Here is a 17,901-nt window from a genome sequence, read left to right on the forward strand (position 1 = left end):
TGTAATCAGCTTAGCCGCTAGAGCGGACCACAAAATTCCTCTCGAGCCCAAGGCAGTAGCTAAAAATATTCCTGGGCGCTGAGGAAGTGCGCCGATGATTGGTAAACGATCGCCGGCGACACAACGAATGCCCACAAACTCTCCAGACTTCATTAACGAAGAAAGATTACCTTCTTCGTAATCCACTAAGCGCTTAGCCTGCTCACGATTGAAGTCATCACTGCTTTCTCTTGGTGAGAGTTCATCCTCTCCCTCATCGAAACTAGATCCAACAATCCATTGATAACTGCCATCATCAAGTCGCTTGGCTGGCAAACAATATCCATCTCCAGAGATGCCAACCTGAGGTAATTTTTTGATCCAAGGGTCATCTTTCCGAACCGTGAAAATGCTCAACTGGCCGCGCACAGGCCTTAAGGGCAAACGAATACCGATACTATTCATAAGATCTTTTGCTTCCATGGCGCAGGCCACTACAACTTGATTTGCTGTCACAATCAGATTGTTTGAGGCATCAAATAAATGCCACTGATTCCTGAGCTCTTCTAAGCGCGCGATGCGCGTGTTCCACACACAAGTTAATCGCCGTTGTTCGTGTAACAACTCCTTGCTTGTTTCATGCAAATTTAAACCGGCGCCACGCGGCAACCAAATACCGCTTTGTTCAACTCCACAAAACTGTTTAGCCTCTTGAGCATCCATTGCAATGGCCATGTCTTCATCAAGATTCAATGAATGGAGATGCTCTTCTGTTGCAGCTCGATCAAAAGTTTTATCTTTTTTGGTCGGCTGAAATATCCCGTGTTGCCGCCACACATTTTTCCAGCGCGCTTCTGCTAGTAGAAATGCAAGGCGCGTTAAACGCAATAAACGGGGAGACCCTTTGCCAATATGCGGATGTGCGATGGCGTAAGCATGGCTTGAACAAGCAGTGGCTGGGGATGGTGCGGCGTCAATAATACAAACTGCTTGGCCGCGCTCAAGCAACTCATTTGCAATGGTTGCCCCACAAATGCCTGCCCCAATCACCACTATTTCATGGTGTTGGGGTTTGGTCATTGATTAAGTCTTGATAAAACGCTTGATATTGCTAAAGGCTTATGAAGCTTAAGCATTCAGGCGTTGTTCGATCTTGGAGCGAGTTTCTTTCATCTCTTTTGGCAAGCGATCGCCAAGATGCTCGAACAATTCTGTGTGCAGCTTAAGCTCATTCTTCCAATCATCAATTCCAACGGTGATCGCTTTAGTGAACTTTTCTGCGGAATAGTCGAGGCCACCCCAATGCATATCGCTGTACTCTGGGGTAATACCAAACGGAGTTTCTTTGCCGCTTGCCTTACCTTCTGCGCGGCCCAAAATCCAAGAAAGAACGCGCATGTTTTCACCGAAGCCTGGCCATACAAACTTGCCATTCTCGTCTTTGCGAAACCAATTCACGCAGTAGATCTTAGGCAATACTGCGCCTTCGGCTTCAAGCTTTTTGCCAATATTGAGCCAATGTTGGAAATAGTCGCTCATGTTGTAACCGGCAAATGCAATCATTGCGAATGGGTCACGACGTACAACGCCGATTTGACCCGTAATTGCTGCGGTAGTTTCAGAGCCCAATGTTGCAGCCATGTAAACGCCTTCAACCCAATCGCGCGCCTCGCTAACCAAAGGCACGGTATTTGAACGGCGGCCGCCAAACAAGAATGCATCAATAGGAACGCCTGCAGGATCATCCCAGTTTGGATCAACCGCTGGGTTGTTAGTTGCTGCAACAGTAAAGCGTGAGTTTGGGTGCGCGGCTTTACGGCCAGCAGCGCCGTCAGCCGGGGTCCAATCCTTACCTTGCCAGTCGATCAAGTGTGCTGGTGGAGTTTCTGTCAAACCTTCCCACCAAACATCACCGTCATCAGTCAAACCAACGTTTGTGAAGATCACATCTTGATTGAGGGAGTCGATACAGTTTTGGTTTGTTTGGCGATTTGTTCCAGGAGCAACGCCAAAGTAGCCAGACTCTGGGTTAATCGCAAACAAACGGGTTTTGCCAGTAACAGCATCTTTGCGTGGCTTGATCCAAGCAATGTCATCACCAATAGTGGTTACTTTCCAACCCTCAAATCCTTTTGGAGGAATCATCATGGAGAAGTTGGTTTTGCCACATGCAGAAGGGAATGCAGCTGCAATGTGATATTTCTTACCCTCAGGTGAAGTTACGCCCAAGATCAACATGTGCTCGGCCAACCAACCTTGATCGCGACCCATATTGGAGGCGATGCGCAATGCAAAACATTTTTTACCTAACAATGCATTGCCGCCGTAGCCTGAACCGAAAGACCAAATCTCACGTGTTTCTGGGTAATGAACAATGTATTTGTTTTTGTTGTTTGGCCATGCAACGTCTTTTTCACCAGCAGCCAAAGGCTTGCCCACAGTGTGAATACAAGGAACAAACTCGCCGTCAGCACCAAGCTGATCGATTACCGCTTTACCCATGCGAGTCATCAACTTCATGTTGATCGCAACATAAGGGCTATCAGATAACTCGACACCAATGTGTGCGATTGGTGAACCAATTGGTCCCATAGAGAAGGGCACTACATACATGGTTCTACCGCGCATACAACCATCAAACAATGGATTCAATGTTGCACGCATTTCGCTTGGCTCTACCCAATTGTTGGTTGGACCAGCATCTTCTTTCTTTGCTGAGCAGATAAAGGTGCGATCTTCGACACGCGCCACATCCTCAGGATCAGACAAAGCTAAAAATGAGTTTTTACGCTTAGCAGGGTTAAGGCGCTTAAATACACCAGCACTCACCAATAACTCGCACAATTCGTCGTATTCAGCTTGTGAGCCATCACACCAACGAATGGCGTCAGGCTTGGTAAGAGCTGCCACTTCGCCAACCCACTCAATTAGACGCTTGTTTTTTACGTAAGCCGGCGCATTCACATTAATCTGGCCGCTAGTAGTTGAAGTCATATGTTTCCCTATGAAAATTAAATTTTTTAATCCGACGATTTTAACATTTCGGTCACATTTGCTCTGTGGGCTAGACACAGCACAAACCCTTTACTTGCCAATACAGAATTGGCTGAAGATTTTTCCCAAAAGGTCGTCTGGAAGAAGTTTTCCGGTAATTTCACCCAAGTGTCTTTGGGCCAAAGAGAGCTCTTCTGCAAATAATTCGAGAGAATTATTGCCATTTGCAGCGAATTCTTCTGATTTTTCAATATGTTCGGCAGCGCGCTCTATACAGTCTAAATGCCTTCTGCGTGCCAAAATGGCACCCTCCTGGGGTCCAGCCCAGCCCACAAGCTCCAAAATCCTCTGTTTTAGCGCCTCAATTCCCTCTCCAGTTTTGGCGGAAATCAGCAAAGCTTCACTGGGCGCAGTTTTTGATGATTCTTGGAGCAAATCAGCCTTATTGACAAACTCAAGCACAGCGCATTTAGGTGGTAATTCCCTCAAAATCTGGGCTTTTAGGTCGTCCTGTTGGGCGCCCGACTGAGCATCAGTCAAAAAAATGACTATGTCTGCCAAACGAATGGCATCCCAGGATCTTTCAATGCCTTTTGCCTCTACAACATCGGTTGTTTCGCGCAGACCAGCTGTATCAATAATATGCATAGGCACACCGTCAATGGTGATGCTTTCTTTAACCCGGTCTCTGGTTGTCCCGGCAATGGGGGTAACAATGGCTACCTCTTCGCCGGCCAAGCGATTAAGCAAAGAGCTTTTCCCCACATTGGGCGCTCCAGCCAAAACCAGCTGAATCCCGTCACGCAAGATTTTTCCCTGTTTAGCGCCAGCACGTAAAGCTTTTAACTTTTCTTTAACGGCGGTTAAGCGCTGGCGCGCCTGAGCATTTTCTAGAAACTCAATTTCTTCCTCTGGGAAATCTAAAGTCGACTCAACTAAAATCCTGAGTTGAGTAATTTCTTCAATGAGATTATTGATGTCGTCAGAAAAAGCACCCTGCAAAGAACGAGCTGCGCCGCGAACAGCAGCCTCGCTTTGCGCGTCAATTAAATCTGCAATAGCCTCAGCCTGGGTTAAATCAATTTTGTTGTTGAGATAGGCACGCAGGGTAAATTCGCCCGGCTCTGCAATGACAAGTCCCTCGGCTTTGCCCAACTCTAAACAGCGTTTCATCACCAACTCAAGAAGTTGTGGGCCACCATGGCACTGAAGCTCTAAAACATCTTCGCCCGTAAAAGAAGCTGGTCCAACGAAATGAATTGCAATAAGCTGATCAATGGCTTGGCCACTCTCATCGCAGAGTGTTAATAGATTTGCTTGTCTTGGAGAAAGGGTTTTTTGAAACAGTGCGCTCGACATAGCGCTCAAATTTTTTCCGCTGATGCGAATAACCCCGACACCCGCCTTGCCCGGCGCTGTTGCAACAGCAATGATGGGCACTTTTCTTGTCATCATTGCTGTCTATTTATTGCAAGCGAGTTATGCCGCGCTCAAATTACTTAGCGGGCTTTTTTCCAAACATCTGGTTAATCTGCCACTGTTGAGCAATCGATAGAAGGTTATTAGTAACCCAATATAAAACCAAGCCCGCAGGGAAGAAAAAGAACATGATTGAAAAGACGATCGGCATGTACATCATCACCTTCGCCTGAATTGGATCTGGAGGCGTTGGGTTCAGTTTGGTTTGCACAAACATCGAGATGGCCATGATGATTGGCAAAATGTAGTACGGGTCAGGGACTGAGAGGTCATGAATCCACAAAACCCATGGTGCGCCACGCATCTCAACCGATGACAATAGTACCCAATACAAAGAAATGAACACGGGAATCTGAATGACAACCGGCAAACATCCACCCAACGGATTAATCTTTTCCTTGCGATACATCTCCATCATGGCTTGGTTGAGCTTCTGTGGTTCGCCCTTGTACTGCTCCTTCATCGCTACCAGGCGTGGTTGCACTTCTTTCATGCGAGCCATCGATTTGTAACTTGCAGCAGACAGGGGGAAGAACACCAACTTAATTAAGATGGTCAACAGAATGATTGACCAACCCCAGTTACCAACATAACCATGAATTTTTTCTAACAGCCAGAAAATAGGCTTAGCGATGATGGTCAGATAACCGTAGTCCTTAAGCAACTCAAAGCCTGGAGCAATCGTCTCCAGAACCTTTTCTTCTTGAGGTCCCACAAATAATCTGGCTTTTTCTACAACAGTTGCTCCTGGGGCAACAACACCTAAGGGTGTTTGCATACCAATTCGATATAGGCCGTTGTCTATTCTTCCAGCATAAATATCCCGCGCATCTTTGTCGCCTGGAATCCAGGCGCTCGCAAAGTAATGCTGAACCATGGCGATCCAAGCTGGCTCACCAGCAGCAACTTGCGTTGGAATGGTAATTTTGTTTTTATCAATTGCCGAGAACTCCAGCTTATTAAATTTTTCTTTGTCTGTATAAGCCGCAGGTCCAGTAAAGGTGCTGGCTGAGAAGGCGCCACCAAATGGGCCGATTTTTTGTTCTTGCGAAGCATCGCGCACAATTTCTGTGTAAAGGACAAGGGGGTTTGGGTTGTTTGTTGTCTGTGTAACGCGATGGCCAACATCTACAACATAACTGCCAGGATTTAGGATGAATGTTTTTTCAAGTTTGACGCCGTTGCGTTCGCTAGCTAATACTGCAAACGGCCTACCCGAACCATCTTTTCCTGACTGTATTAATTTAAAGGTACTTGTGTGATTTGGAAGGTCGTTATTGTTTAAAGAAATTAAACCAGACCGTGCAAAGTATTTGTGTGTTGGTGTGTATTGAAAAAGCTCTACTGGATTTTTCTCAGCAGTTAATTCTTTTAATAACTTAGCATCAATTACATTCGCTCCGCTGGCACTAATTTCCAATGCCAGCACATCATTTTGGAGTGTGAACTTTTCTGCGCCTTCTATGGTGCCGCCACTAAGCACTGGCGTTACGGCAACAGCCGGCGCGCCTGCAGCTTGCATGGGGACATCAACCTTGCCTCCTATTGTGGTCTTGTCAGCCGCAACCGGGGAGCTCGCTGGGGCGCCACCAAACAAGGATGGCTTACCTTCATGAACCTGCCAATTGTTGTAGAGCATGAGACCCGACATCGAGAATACTGCCCAAAGAATTGTTTTTTTAAAGTCCATTTACATTCACTTAAGTTGGTGTTTTGTATCTTTTACAGCAGGATCATAACCGCCGTGTGACAACGGGTTGCAGCGCAAAAGACGCCACGCCGTTAGGCCAAAGCTTTTAATAAATCCGTAATGACTAAAGCAGTCACATGCATATTGCGAACAGCTGGGCACATACTTGCAGTGCATACCTAAATATGGACTTAAGGCGAATTGATATATTTTTACCAACTTAATTGCCGCATTATTTAAGGCGCGCACCTAAAGCAGCCCCGAAATTTGAGAGCGCAAAATTTCTTTTTCTTTTTTTCTGAGTCTGCCCCGGGTTTCGCGACCGATTGGTTTTTTGAGCTTGACCACAACATCTTTGTTTAATGTGTTGGCTTGAGCCGTCCAAACCAATTCGCGAATCATCCGCTTTAGGCGGTTTCGATCAACCGCTCTTTTGGCCAACTTCTTTGCTACCGCAACCCCCAAGTCAGGCTTGAGGCCCTCTTGAGTGGATGCAATATACATACCCCAGTACAAACTTGTCTTGGGGCGTGCTTTAAGTAATTCAGAAATCCTTGCGCTATTCAATGGCTAAGTTACACAGCCAAACGCTTGCGGCCTTTTGCACGACGAGCATTTAAAACTGCGCGTCCGCTTTTGGTTTTCATGCGAATACGGAAGCCGTGTGTACGCTTGCGACGAGTTACTGAGGGTTGGTAAGTTCTTTTCATGTTCGATCCCTGGAAAACCAAGTATTTTCCTTGTTGCAGAGCAAAAGGTCAATCAATCTTAATGAATATGTAGGTGTTTTTCTCTATTTTTAGTCAAATTTCTCTTAAATCATTAATTTAAATAGAGATTTTTATATTGTTCACAAGTTATCCACAGCTTTTCCACGTTTTTGTTGCTTGTGGATAACTTTGGAGCATCGCTACAATGGATCCTCCAAAAATATGAGCAACCTACACAATCCCCCCGCCTTGAATTCAATTAGCCCACTGGGGTTCTGGGATGATGCTATCGGCATTTTATCTCGCGAACTGTCGCCCCAACAGTTTAAAACGTGGATTCAGCCTCTTACCTTATTGTCTTTTGTTGAAAGTGATGACTCACTAACAATTGGAGCTCCCAACCGATTTAAGTTGGACTGGACCAAAAAAACGTTTGCCGACCGATTCCAAGAGTTGGCCTCCCAGTATTTTGGGCGCCCCATTAATGTCAGTTTTACGCTTTCTGTCGAGGGTGGCGCAACCAATACCGCACCCCCAGTATCGATAGAAGAGCCCACAGAAAAAAATGTTTTTGTGGAGATCCCGGAACCAAGCATATCGGTAGAAGAGAGTGCTTTTGAGATTGAAGATCATTCGAAACTCAATCCAAATCTTACTTTTGAAACGTTTGTTACTGGTAAAGCCAATCAACTTGCTAGGGCTGCGTCTATTCAGGTGGCGCACAACCCTGGAACCTCTTACAACCCCATGTTCTTATATGGTGGAGTAGGCCTGGGTAAGACCCATTTAATTCACGCGATTGGTAATCACCTTTTAAAAGAGAAGCCAAGCGCCCGTATTCGCTATATCCACGCCGAACAGTATGTTTCAGATGTGGTCCGCGCATACCAACAAAAGGCGTTTGACCGCTTTAAGCGCTACTACCACTCCTTAGATCTCTTACTTATTGATGACATTCAGTTTTTTAGCGGCAAATCCAGGACTCAGGAAGAGTTTTTCTACGCTTTTGAGGCCTTATTAAGCAACAAAGCCCAAGTCATTATTACTAGTGATACCTACCCCAAGGAAATGGCGGGTATTGATGATCGCCTTATTTCCCGTTTTGATTCCGGGCTAACGGTTGCCATTGAGCCGCCGGAACTAGAAATGCGTGTCGCTATTTTAATGAAAAAGGCCATTAGTGAAGGCATCCCCATGAGTGAGGATGTTGCATTCTTTGTGGCAAAACACCTACGCTCAAACGTTCGTGAGCTAGAGGGGGCTTTGAGAAAGATTTTGGCGTTTGTTCGCTTCCACGGTCGCGAGGTCACGATTGAGGTTGCTAGAACAGCACTAAAAGACCTGCTTTCCATCCAAAATCGTCAAATTTCTGTTGAAAACATTCAAAAGGCGGTTGCTGATTTCTATAGCATCAAGGTTGCAGACATGTATTCCAAAAGGCGTCCAGCTAATATTGCTCGCCCCCGTCAAATTGCAATGTTTATGGCTAAAGAATTGACACAAAAAAGTTTGCCGGAGATTGGTGAATTATTTGGCGGTAGGGACCACACAACCGTCCTTCACGCCGTTCGCAAGATTGCAGATGAGCGAGCCCATGATGGCCAGTTAAACCATGAGATTCATGTTATTGAGCAAACCTTAAAGGCGTAGTTTTTTGCTTGTGGATAAGGTTGTGGACAACCCTAGTGATAAGTTTGGGGATTGGATGTGGATAAATTGTGGAAAGGTTCAGCTTCATGCAAAAATAGGGTATTGATAAAAAGTTATCCCCTTTTTATGCAGTGCTTATACAAGAGTTTTCCACAGGTTTTTTAGTCTTCAATTTGTTGTTTTTTAAGAGGTTTTTGACTTATCCACGGAATTTCGAACCCTTATTACTATTACTACTAAGATATATACAAGGATTTAAAAGCAATGCAACTCGTTAACACTTCTCGCGATAGCCTACTAAAACCACTTCAGGTTGTTAGTGGAATTGTTGAACGCAGACACACACTGCCAATTTTGGTAAATCTCTTATTTAAAAAGGTTGGAGAAAAGGTTTCATTCATCTCCACTGATATTGAAATTCAAATTACAACAAACGCTAATTTTGGTGTTGGTACTGAGGATGTAACAACCACCGTTGCCGCTAGAAAACTTTTAGATATTTTGCGTGCATTGCCAGAGGGTCCAGTATCTTTAAATCTTAAAGATAACAAGATGGTTGTACAAAGCGGCAAAAGCCGCTTCTCTTTACAAACACTTTCTGCAACTGAGTTTCCGGTGATGCAAAGTGTGGGTGAGGTAACTGCTGCTTGGAAGATGTCACAAAAGACTTTCCGTCAACTCATAAGCCAAGTGCATTTTTCAATGGCTCAGCAAGATATTCGTTATTACTTAAATGGGATGCTGTTGGTAATTGAGGGTAAAGAGGTAGTTGCAGTGGCAACAGATGGTCACCGCCTTGCTTACTCTCAGGTTGAGCTAGCAGATGCCCCCTCAGGCTCTGGTCAAAAACAAGAAATCATTATTCCTCGCAAAACAATTTTAGAGTGCCAGCACTTGCTTGAAGATTCTGATGAGTCCTTGGAAATTAGTTTGACAACTAATCAGGTGAAGTTTTCATTTGGGGATATTGAGTTAATCTCAAAATTAGTTGAAGGTAAGTTCCCAGACTTTCAAAGAGTGATTCCGAAGGGTCATAAAAACTCACTCGTAGTTGGTCGTGAAACTCTTCAATCAGCACTTCAACGTGCCGCTATTTTGACAACAGACAAATTTAAAGGTGTTCGTTTTTCATTATCCCCAAACCGCATCACAATTCAATCAACCAACGCTGAGCAAGAAGAGGCTCAAGAAGAAATTGAGACTGAGTATTCTGGTGATGCGGTAGAGATTGGATTTAACGTTAGCTACTTGTTGGATGTTTTATCAAACCTAAAGAGCGAAAAGATTCAAATTAGCTTGGGTGATGCAAATAGCAGTGCTGTGATTACTCTGCCTGGCTCAGAGAGCTTTAAGTATGTTGTGATGCCAATGCGTATTTAACTTAGAAAAAAATGACTGAAGAAAAAAAGGTAGTAGAGCAGTACGGCGCTGCATCGATTCAAATCTTAGAGGGTCTTGAGGCTGTTCGTAAACGGCCTGGTATGTACATCGGTGACACATCCGATGGTACAGGTCTGCATCACCTTGTATTTGAGGTTTTGGATAACTCCATTGATGAAGCTTTAGCAGGTTATTGTTCTGAAATCACAGTAGTTATTCAAACTGATAACTCTATTTCTATTGTCGATAATGGTCGTGGTGTCCCAACAGGGATTAAATACGACGATAAGCATGAGCCGAAACGCAGTGCTGCTGAAATCGTTATGACCGAGCTGCATGCAGGTGGTAAGTTCGATCAAAACAGTTACAAAGTTTCTGGCGGTCTACATGGTGTGGGTGTTAGTTGCGTAAATGCGCTATCTAAATGGTTGAAGTTAACCATCCGGCGTGACGGCAAAGCGCATTACATGGAGTTTGCGCGCGGCGTTATTCAAAATCGCAATGTTGTTGATGAGAATGGGGTTTTAGTTTCTCCAATTACCGTTACTGGTGACACGGAGCTTTCAGGAACTGAAGTTCACTTTTTGGCCGACGAAACAATCTTTGGAAACGTTGAGTTTCATTATGAAATTTTAGTTAAGCGTATTCGCGAACTTTCATTCTTAAACAACGGTGTTCACATTAAACTGATTGATCAACGCACCGGTCAAGAAGAAGACTTTGCATTCTCTGGTGGTGTTAAAGGCTTTGTTGAGTACATCAACCAAACTAAAAACGTACTGCACCCCAATATTTTTTATGCTGAGGGTAATCGCCCTTCAGACTTAGGCGGTCAAATTACTGCTGAAGTATCTATGCAGTGGAATGACAGTTTTAGTGAGCAAGTACTTTGTTTTACTAATAACATTCCACAACGGGATGGTGGAACACACTTGACCGGTTTGCGTGCTGCAATGACGCGAGTCATTAATAAATACATTGATGAGCATGAAGTTGCTAAGAAAGCAAAAGTAGAAATTTCTGGTGATGACATGCGCGAGGGTTTGGCCTGTGTTTTATCAGTAAAGGTCCCAGAACCAAAATTCTCTAGTCAAACAAAAGACAAATTGGTTTCCAGTGAGGTGCGTGGCCCAGTAGAAGAAATTGTTGCAGAAGCTTTGAGTGCTTACTTGCAAGAGCGGCCAGCAGATGCCAAAATTTTGTGTGGCAAGATTGTTGATGCAGCCCGTGCCCGCGAAGCGGCGCGTAAAGCTCGCGACATGACTAGACGCAAAGGCGTATTAGACGGCCTTGGCTTGCCTGGTAAGTTGGCTGACTGCCAAGAGAAAGACCCAACCAAATCCGAACTCTTCATTGTTGAGGGCGATTCCGCGGGCGGCTCTGCAAAACAGGGGCGCGATCGTCGCTTCCAAGCCATTCTTCCTTTAAAAGGAAAAATCCTCAACGTTGAAAAAGCACGCTTTGATAAAATGCTTGCGAGCCAAGAGGTGGTTACTTTAATTACCGTTCTGGGCACCGGCATCGGTATCGAAGAATATAAAGCAGACAAACTGCGTTATCACCGCATCATTATCATGACCGACGCGGACGTGGACGGCAGCCACATTCGCACTCTGCTTTTAACCTTCTTTTATAGACAGATGCCTGAGTTGATCGAGCGTGGCCATATCTATATCGCTCAACCACCACTTTACAAGGTAAAGTTTGGTAAGAACGAGCAGTACATTAAAGACGACAACGAGCTAAATCAGTTGTTGTTAAAAATTGCACTTGAAACAGCATCCCTACAAACACCATCAGGCGAAATTATTGAGGGTGAGGCGCTCAATGAGTTGGCAAAACACTACCAAGTGATTCAGTCGATCGTTGACCGCTTGTCTCGAACCATTGATGAAGATGCTTTGCGTGCAATTGCCTCAGGAACACCATTAAATCTGGACACAGAAAAATCAGCAAATGAGTCTGCTGATCGTTTAAGGCAAGCGCTTGCGGATTCTTTGAACCCTTTAGCTTTGCCACCAGAAGTTATTGTTCAAAAAGAAGACCGTACTGAGCGCTTCCGCTTGTTGTTATCGCGCCGTATTCATGGAAATCTGAAGTTGTCTTCCATTAACTCGGACTTTGTTCATGGTGATGATTACCAAAGCCTTGCAAATGCTGCAGCTGTTTTATCGGGCAAGGTTGTGGCGGGCTCCAAGGTTCGTCGTGGCGACCCTGACAAAAACCAAAAAGAACAAACTATTGGCGACTTTAGGGCCGCCTTTGCTTGGTTATTGTCTGAGGCAGAGCGCGTATTGAGTCGTCAGCGCTATAAAGGTCTTGGCGAGATGAATCCATCACAGTTGTGGGAAACCACCATGGATGCAAGCTCTAGAACACTCTTGCAGGTAAGGATTGAAGATGCAATTGCTGCGGACCAAGTCTTTACTACACTCATGGGGGATGAGGTTGAGCCTCGTCGCGCATTTATTGAAAAAAATGCCCTTATTGCCCGCAACCTAGACGTTTAATTTATGACAGCCAAAAAATTAAAACCACCCAAAGTGGACCGATCCTCTATTGTTGTGAAGTCTTCCCCCATTCATGGAAAAGGGGTCTTTGTTGCTAAGCCCATTAAAAAGGGTCAGGCAATTATTGAATACAAGGGCGAGCGCATCAGCTGGAAGCTTGCAGAGAAGCGCCACCCCCACGACCCTAAAGATCCTAATCACACCTTTTACTTTTCATTGGAAGATGGTCGTGTGATTGATGCGAAATATGGTGGGAATGCTGCCCGCTGGATCAACCATTCATGTAAGCCAATTTGCGAAACCCGGGAAGATAGTTTTGATGGTGAGCCCCGCGTGTTCATTTATGCAAAGCGCGCCCTCAAGGTTGGTGAAGAGTTGTTTTATGACTACTCGCTTGACATTGAGGGCAAGATTACTAAGCAAATGAAAAAAGATTACGAATGCCGTTGTGGTGCAAAAAAATGCCGCGGCACTATGCTTGCAACCAAAGATAAGTAAAAATAATTTTCATGTTGTTTGTAACAATCCAAGAGTTAGAGGCTGCCATCAATTACTGGCGCAGCCAGTCCCCATCAGAGGGTGATGAGTTGCGACTCTGCCCTGAAGCCTCGGCCCTAGCGAAACCATATGCGCTAATGATTGTGCAGGGCGCCCAAAGGATTCCTGTGGACGTCTTGGATGAATTGGCTCGTTTAGCAATTCAGAAATTTCAAAAAATCTCTTAAGTTTTGTTCTGTTGCGCACCCTAATTGTTTAGGGTTATTGCTATATAAACCCAAGCCATCTTCGGGTATTCTCGTATTCTTGCTCCCAAGTAGGGGGTAGAGGGCATGACATTGCAAGAAACAATATTAAAAACAATTGGACTGGGGAAATCCTTTAAGGGGTTTTCTGCGGTCACCGATGTGAACCTAGATGTCGCTCGGGGAACTATTCACGCTTTGATTGGGCCCAATGGAGCTGGCAAAACAACCTGCTTCAATTTGCTGACTAAGTTTTTAGAGCCCAGCAGCGGCCAAATCTTATTCAATGGCTTTGACATCACCAAAGAGGCCCCAGCACAAATTGCGAGAAGGGGCATTATTCGCTCCTTTCAGATTTCCGCTGTTTTTCCACATTTAACGGTTATAGAAAATGTTCGTGTTGCACTGCAGCGAGGGTTGGGAACCGAGTTTCACTTCTGGAAGTCTGGAAACTCTTTAAATGTGCTTAATGAGCGCGCTTTAGAGCTTCTACATGAGGTTGGCTTGGAAGACTTTGCCAACAAGGAAACGCTCAACCTAGCTTATGGCCGTAAAAGAGCGCTTGAAATTGCAACAACTTTAGCTATGGAGCCGGAGTTAATGCTTTTGGATGAGCCCACCCAGGGAATGGGGCATGAAGATGTTGAGCGCGTAACAGAATTGATTGATCGTGTAGCCAAGGGCCGCACTATTCTGATGGTTGAACACAATATGAAGGTGGTTTCTTCAATTGCAGATCGTATTACCGTTTTACAGCGTGGCTCCGTGCTAGCTGAGGGTTCTTATCATGAGGTTTCAAGCAACCCACTAGTTGTTGAGGCTTATATGGGTAGCCATGGGGGAGACAACCTATGAGCACCATGGCGCTAGAGGTTAAAAATTTAGAGTCTTGGTATGGCGAATCTCACATTTTGCATGGCGTGAATTTTGCTGTGCGTGATGGCGAGGTTGTTACCTTGCTGGGAAGAAATGGCGCCGGTCGAAGCACTATTCTGAAGACCATCTTAGGTTTAACTAGCAAAAGAACTGGTTCTGTAGATGTGTATGGGGCGGAAACTATCTCCATGCCCACTTATAAGATTGCTCGTTTGGGGGTTGGTTTTTGCCCAGAGGAAAGAGGAATTTTTGCTAGCTTGAGTACAGAGGAAAACCTTTTGCTTTTGCCGGAGATTGCGCCTGGCGGCATGGGTTTGGATGAGATTTATGAAATGTTTCCAAACCTCTATGAAAGAAAAAATAGCCCCGGCACCCGCTTATCTGGTGGCGAGCAGCAAATGCTAGCGATGGCGCGAATTTTGAGAACCGGTGCAAAGTTATTGTTGTTGGATGAGATTACTGAGGGGTTGGCGCCCGTGATTGTGCAAAAGCTTGGAGAAGTTGTTACCAGCTTGCGCAACAAAGGCTTCACGATTGTGTTGGTTGAGCAAAACTTCCGCTTTGCTGCACCCTTGGCTGATCGTCATTATGTGGTTGAGCACGGAAATGTGGTTGAGGTGGTGCAACAAAGCGAGCTTGCAGAAAAAGCAACTTTATTAAATGAGTATCTTGGTGTTTAGTGGATTTCTATAGGAGACGGTAATGAAGTTAAAGCAAATAACCGCATGTCTGGTTGCGGCGACCATATTTGGTTCAAACCCAGCATTTGCACAAAGTGGATCTAAGGTAAGTGGTGACGTTGTAAAGATTGGTGTATTAACCGACCTTTCATCAACCTATTCTGATTTGGCTGGCCCTGGTGCAGTGATTGCTGCAAAAATGGCAATTGCTGATTTTTCCAAAGACGGTACTGTAATTGGAAAAAAGATTGAACTTGTTAGTGCTGATCACCAAAACAAGGCTGATATTGCAGCAAACAAAGCGCGCGAATGGTACGACAAAGACGGCGTGGATGTGATTGTTGAATTAGTTTCAACCAACGTTGCCTTGGCTGTGATGGAAGTGGCAGAGCAAAAGAACAAGATCACTTTGGTTTCTGGCGCAGGCTCCTTAACTATTACCAATGAAAAATGTACGCCAAACAATGTGCATTGGGCTTATGACACATATGCACTATCTAATGGCACAGGTAAGGCAGTTGTAAAACAGGGTAAAAAGAATTGGTACTTTATTACTGCCGACTATGCTTTCGGTGCTGCTCTTGAGAAAGATGCGACGGCTGTTGTGACTGCTAATGGCGGTAAAGTTTTGGGCACTAGCAAACACCCTTTCCCTAATAGCGATTTCTCTTCATACCTTTTAAAGGCGCAAGCTAGTGGTGCGGACGTAGTTGCTTTGGCAAATGCTGGTCAAGATACTATCAACACCGTTAAGCAAGCCTCTGAGTTTGGTATCAACAAAAAACAAACGGTTGTTCCTTTGTTGATGTTTATCTCCGACGTGCATTCTTTGGGCCTGCCTGCCGCACAAGGCATGTACCTTACAGAAGGATTCTATTGGGACAAGGATGACAAGACCCGCGCATTCTCCAAACGCTTTATTTTGCAACACAAGCGTATGCCAACCATGGTTCAAGCCGGTGTTTACTCATCCGTTCTTGCTTATTTGAATGCGGTTCAAAAAGCTGGCACAGACGATACACAGGCTGTAATGAAGGCGCTTAAATCAACCAACATCGATGACGGCCTCTTCAAAGGCAAGATTCGTGCGGATGGCAAGTTTGAGCATGACATGTATTTGTTGGAAGTGAAGAAACCGGCTGACTCTAAGAGCCCGTGGGATTACTACAATGTGCGCGCGACGATTCCTGCTGCTGAAGCAACTTTGCCGCTTTCGCAATCAAAGTGCAAGTTAGTTAATAAGTAAGAAATTTAGAAATCAAGAATGTTTGAACTTCTCGGAATTACCCCTCAAGGGCTGGTAGCCCAGCTCTTGGTGGGGCTTATTAATGGCTCGTTCTACGCCATATTGAGTTTGGGATTGGCCATTATTTTTGGCCTTCTCAACATCATTAATTTTGCACATGGCGCTCAGTACACTATGGGCGCTTTTATTGCTTGGATTGGTTTAACCCAGATTAGCCAATGGCTTGGCTTCCCTGACCTATCTATTAATTATTGGTTTGCTCTTATTGTTGTGCCATTGGTTTTGGCGGGATTTGGCTTAATTCTGGAGCGCACGATGTTGCGCCGCCTGTACCACCTTGATCACCTATATGGTTTGTTGCTGACTTTTGGTTTGGCACTCATTATTGAGGGCATGTTCCGTCATTGGTACGGCATCTCTGGAGAGAGTTATCCAGCCCCAGAGATATTGCAGGGGGCAATCCCGTTAGAGTCGCTTGGCATCATCTTGCCAAAGTATCGCGTATGGGTTGTGGTGATTTCTATGACGGTATGTTTCTCAACCTGGTATGTGATTGAGAGAACAAAGTTGGGCGCCTATTTGCGCGCTGGAACCGAAAACCCTAAATTACTACAAGCCTTTGGTATCAATGTCCCGCTGATGATTTCTTTGGCCTACGCCTATGGCGTTGGTCTAGCAGGTTTTGCTGGTGTATTAGCAGCCCCCATTTTCCAGGTGAACCCGTTGATGGGTTCCAACCTCATCATTGTTGTGTTTGCGGTGGTGGTGATTGGTGGCATGGGCTCGATTATGGGTGCCATCCTTAGTGGTTTGGGCTTGGGTCTGGTTGAGGGTCTGACTAAGGTCTTTTATCCAGAGGCCTCCGGCGTTGTGATTTTTGTGATCATGGCAATTGTTCTTTTGATTCGTCCTGCTGGACTGTTTGGGCGGGAGAAATAAGCATGAATCCAAAAACAAAATTGCTTTACGGCATCTTGGTTTTAATTGCCCTGTTATTGCCGTTCCAAGATTTTATTTATCTCGTGTTTGCAATGAAGGTGTTGTGTTTTGCTCTTTTTGCATGCGCATTTAATTTGCTTTTGGGTTTTACTGGGCTTCTATCTTTTGGTCACGCAGCATTTTTTGGAACTGCCGCTTACATTACCGCTTACTTCTGCAAAGAGGCGGGCCTCTCCCCTGAGTTAGGAGTTGTGTTGGGCGTTGTTGGCTCTGGTGTTCTGGGATTCTTAATTGGATCGTTGGCTATTCGCAGACAAGGTATTTACTTTGCGATGGTGACTTTGGCCCTTTCGCAAATGGTTTACTTTTTAGCTGTTCAGCTTCCATTTACAGGCGGTGAAGATGGAATACAGGGCGTCCCGCGCGGCATGTTATTTGGCTTGATTGACCTAAAAGATGACGTTGCAATGTATTACTTTGTTTTAGCAGTTTTTTTATTTGGCTTTGCCGTCATCATGCGCGCAGTGCACTCCCCGTTTGGTCAGGTTCTTAAGGCAATTCGTGAGAATGAGCCTCGTGCAATTTCCTTGGGTTATGACGTTGATCGTTTTAAGTTGATGTCTTTTGTGCTTTCCGCCGCATTATCTGGTTTGGCTGGATCCATGAAATCTTTGGTGTTCCAGTTGGCAACACTGACCGATGTTCACTGGCACATGTCCGGCGAGGTTGTGTTGATGACTTTGCTTGGTGGCATGGGAACCATTCTGGGCCCAGTGGTTGGCGCAGGAATTGTGGTTGGTTTGCAAAACTACCTTGCCAACATTGGCTCATGGAGCACAATTGCAACCGGCTTCATTTTTGTCATTTGTGTTTTAGCATTTCGTCGTGGCGTTGTTGGCGAGATTGCTGCGTACTATAAAAACAAAAACTGAGTTTTTGTTTTTCCTTTTATTATTTGATTTTTAGTGCGGCGCTCTCGCCGCACTCATTTAATTAAAAGAGACTCTCATCGAATTTTCAATTTT

The 17,901-nt window shown here is 45.1% G+C and carries 16 protein-coding genes and 1 pseudogene; 10 read left to right on the forward strand and 7 right to left on the reverse strand.

Annotated features, from left to right (window positions below; all coding sequences use genetic code 11):
• Positions 1 to 57: 57 nt before the first annotated feature.
• From mnmC to rpmH, 7 genes and pseudogenes are all read right to left on the reverse strand, one after another.
• Positions 58 to 1,059: pseudogene (mnmC, locus tag ICN44_RS12330) on the reverse strand (FAD-dependent 5-carboxymethylaminomethyl-2-thiouridine(34) oxidoreductase MnmC); the annotation flags it as partial.
• 48 nt (positions 1,060 to 1,107) lie between these two features.
• Positions 1,108 to 2,973, reverse strand: a complete 1,866-nt coding sequence (locus tag ICN44_RS06665; protein ID WP_216263254.1) for a phosphoenolpyruvate carboxykinase (GTP) — start codon at positions 2,971 to 2,973, stop codon at positions 1,108 to 1,110.
• Between the two features lie 90 nt (positions 2,974 to 3,063).
• Positions 3,064 to 4,425, reverse strand: a complete 1,362-nt coding sequence (gene mnmE / locus ICN44_RS06670) for a tRNA uridine-5-carboxymethylaminomethyl(34) synthesis GTPase MnmE (protein ID WP_216263463.1) — start codon at positions 4,423 to 4,425, stop codon at positions 3,064 to 3,066.
• 43 nt (positions 4,426 to 4,468) lie between these two features.
• Positions 4,469 to 6,142: a membrane protein insertase YidC gene (gene yidC, locus ICN44_RS06675; protein WP_216263255.1), complete on the reverse strand. Its 1,674-nt coding sequence runs from the start codon at positions 6,140 to 6,142 to the stop codon at positions 4,469 to 4,471.
• Between the two features lie 6 nt (positions 6,143 to 6,148).
• Positions 6,149 to 6,391 (reverse strand): membrane protein insertion efficiency factor YidD, encoded by a 243-nt coding sequence (gene yidD, locus ICN44_RS06680; protein ID WP_216263256.1) that lies wholly within the window; start codon positions 6,389 to 6,391, stop codon positions 6,149 to 6,151.
• A complete protein-coding gene (gene rnpA / locus ICN44_RS06685; protein WP_255537474.1) occupies positions 6,392 to 6,709 on the reverse strand; it encodes a ribonuclease P protein component in 318 nt (105 codons plus the stop codon).
• Between the two features lie 8 nt (positions 6,710 to 6,717).
• On the reverse strand, positions 6,718 to 6,852 hold the full coding sequence (rpmH, locus tag ICN44_RS06690; RefSeq protein ID WP_011903922.1) for a 50S ribosomal protein L34: 135 nt from the start codon (positions 6,850 to 6,852) through the stop codon (positions 6,718 to 6,720).
• Positions 6,853 to 7,074: 222 nt separating this feature from the next.
• On the opposite strand from rpmH, the gene dnaA reads away from it, so the two are divergent.
• The 10 genes from dnaA to ICN44_RS06740 all read left to right on the forward strand — a co-directional run bounded on the left by dnaA (position 7,075) and on the right by ICN44_RS06740 (position 17,808).
• Positions 7,075 to 8,502: a chromosomal replication initiator protein DnaA gene (gene dnaA / locus ICN44_RS06695; RefSeq protein WP_255537475.1), complete on the forward strand. Its 1,428-nt coding sequence runs from the start codon at positions 7,075 to 7,077 to the stop codon at positions 8,500 to 8,502.
• A gap of 264 nt (positions 8,503 to 8,766) precedes the next feature.
• On the forward strand, positions 8,767 to 9,882 hold the full coding sequence (dnaN, locus tag ICN44_RS06700; protein ID WP_216263257.1) for a DNA polymerase III subunit beta: 1,116 nt from the start codon (positions 8,767 to 8,769) through the stop codon (positions 9,880 to 9,882).
• A gap of 11 nt (positions 9,883 to 9,893) precedes the next feature.
• Positions 9,894 to 12,392 (forward strand): DNA topoisomerase (ATP-hydrolyzing) subunit B, encoded by a 2,499-nt coding sequence (gene gyrB, locus ICN44_RS06705; RefSeq protein ID WP_216263258.1) that lies wholly within the window; start codon positions 9,894 to 9,896, stop codon positions 12,390 to 12,392.
• 3 nt (positions 12,393 to 12,395) lie between these two features.
• The gene (locus ICN44_RS06710; RefSeq protein ID WP_215358805.1) at positions 12,396 to 12,890 is read left to right on the forward strand and encodes an SET domain-containing protein; all 495 of its coding nucleotides are present in this window, start codon (positions 12,396 to 12,398) and stop codon (positions 12,888 to 12,890) included.
• 11 nt (positions 12,891 to 12,901) lie between these two features.
• A complete protein-coding gene (locus ICN44_RS06715; protein ID WP_216263259.1) occupies positions 12,902 to 13,117 on the forward strand; it encodes a DUF3717 domain-containing protein in 216 nt (71 codons plus the stop codon).
• 105 nt (positions 13,118 to 13,222) lie between these two features.
• Positions 13,223 to 13,990 (forward strand): ABC transporter ATP-binding protein, encoded by a 768-nt coding sequence (locus ICN44_RS06720; RefSeq protein WP_216263260.1) that lies wholly within the window; start codon positions 13,223 to 13,225, stop codon positions 13,988 to 13,990.
• Entirely contained in the window at positions 13,987 to 14,691 is a 705-nt protein-coding gene (locus tag ICN44_RS06725; protein WP_216263261.1) for an ABC transporter ATP-binding protein, read from the forward strand. Before ICN44_RS06720 ends, ICN44_RS06725 begins: the two co-directional genes overlap by 4 nt.
• Before the next feature lie 22 nt (positions 14,692 to 14,713).
• The gene (locus ICN44_RS06730) at positions 14,714 to 15,937 is read left to right on the forward strand and encodes an ABC transporter substrate-binding protein (RefSeq protein WP_216263262.1); all 1,224 of its coding nucleotides are present in this window, start codon (positions 14,714 to 14,716) and stop codon (positions 15,935 to 15,937) included.
• Between the two features lie 18 nt (positions 15,938 to 15,955).
• A complete protein-coding gene (locus ICN44_RS06735; protein ID WP_216263263.1) occupies positions 15,956 to 16,876 on the forward strand; it encodes a branched-chain amino acid ABC transporter permease in 921 nt (306 codons plus the stop codon).
• A 2-nt stretch (positions 16,877 to 16,878) separates the two neighbouring features.
• Positions 16,879 to 17,808 (forward strand): branched-chain amino acid ABC transporter permease, encoded by a 930-nt coding sequence (locus ICN44_RS06740; protein WP_215358811.1) that lies wholly within the window; start codon positions 16,879 to 16,881, stop codon positions 17,806 to 17,808.
• Positions 17,809 to 17,901: the final 93 nt, after the last annotated feature.

Origin of the sequence: Polynucleobacter sp. JS-Fieb-80-E5 (genome assembly GCF_018882015.1) — a bacterium.
Taxonomy (GTDB): domain Bacteria; phylum Pseudomonadota; class Gammaproteobacteria; order Burkholderiales; family Burkholderiaceae; genus Polynucleobacter.

Bases quoted from the DNA above. Each gene is read 5' to 3' on its own strand.
- ICN44_RS06665 (WP_216263254.1), bottom strand. From the start codon at position 2,973: ATGACTTCAACTACTAGCGGCCAGATTAATGTGAATGCGCCGGCTTAC.
- mnmE (WP_216263463.1), bottom strand. From the start codon at position 4,425: ATGACAAGAAAAGTGCCCATCATTGCTGTTGCAACAGCGCCGGGCAAG.
- yidC (WP_216263255.1), bottom strand. From the start codon at position 6,142: ATGGACTTTAAAAAAACAATTCTTTGGGCAGTATTCTCGATGTCGGGT.
- rpmH (WP_011903922.1), bottom strand. From the start codon at position 6,852: ATGAAAAGAACTTACCAACCCTCAGTAACTCGTCGCAAGCGTACACAC.
- dnaA (WP_255537475.1), top strand. From the start codon at position 7,075: ATGAGCAACCTACACAATCCCCCCGCCTTGAATTCAATTAGCCCACTG.
- dnaN (WP_216263257.1), top strand. From the start codon at position 8,767: ATGCAACTCGTTAACACTTCTCGCGATAGCCTACTAAAACCACTTCAG.
- gyrB (WP_216263258.1), top strand. From the start codon at position 9,894: ATGACTGAAGAAAAAAAGGTAGTAGAGCAGTACGGCGCTGCATCGATT.
- ICN44_RS06710 (WP_215358805.1), top strand. From the start codon at position 12,396: ATGACAGCCAAAAAATTAAAACCACCCAAAGTGGACCGATCCTCTATT.
- ICN44_RS06715 (WP_216263259.1), top strand. From the start codon at position 12,902: ATGTTGTTTGTAACAATCCAAGAGTTAGAGGCTGCCATCAATTACTGG.
- ICN44_RS06720 (WP_216263260.1), top strand. From the start codon at position 13,223: ATGACATTGCAAGAAACAATATTAAAAACAATTGGACTGGGGAAATCC.
- ICN44_RS06725 (WP_216263261.1), top strand. From the start codon at position 13,987: ATGAGCACCATGGCGCTAGAGGTTAAAAATTTAGAGTCTTGGTATGGC.
- ICN44_RS06730 (WP_216263262.1), top strand. From the start codon at position 14,714: ATGAAGTTAAAGCAAATAACCGCATGTCTGGTTGCGGCGACCATATTT.
- ICN44_RS06735 (WP_216263263.1), top strand. From the start codon at position 15,956: ATGTTTGAACTTCTCGGAATTACCCCTCAAGGGCTGGTAGCCCAGCTC.
- ICN44_RS06740 (WP_215358811.1), top strand. From the start codon at position 16,879: ATGAATCCAAAAACAAAATTGCTTTACGGCATCTTGGTTTTAATTGCC.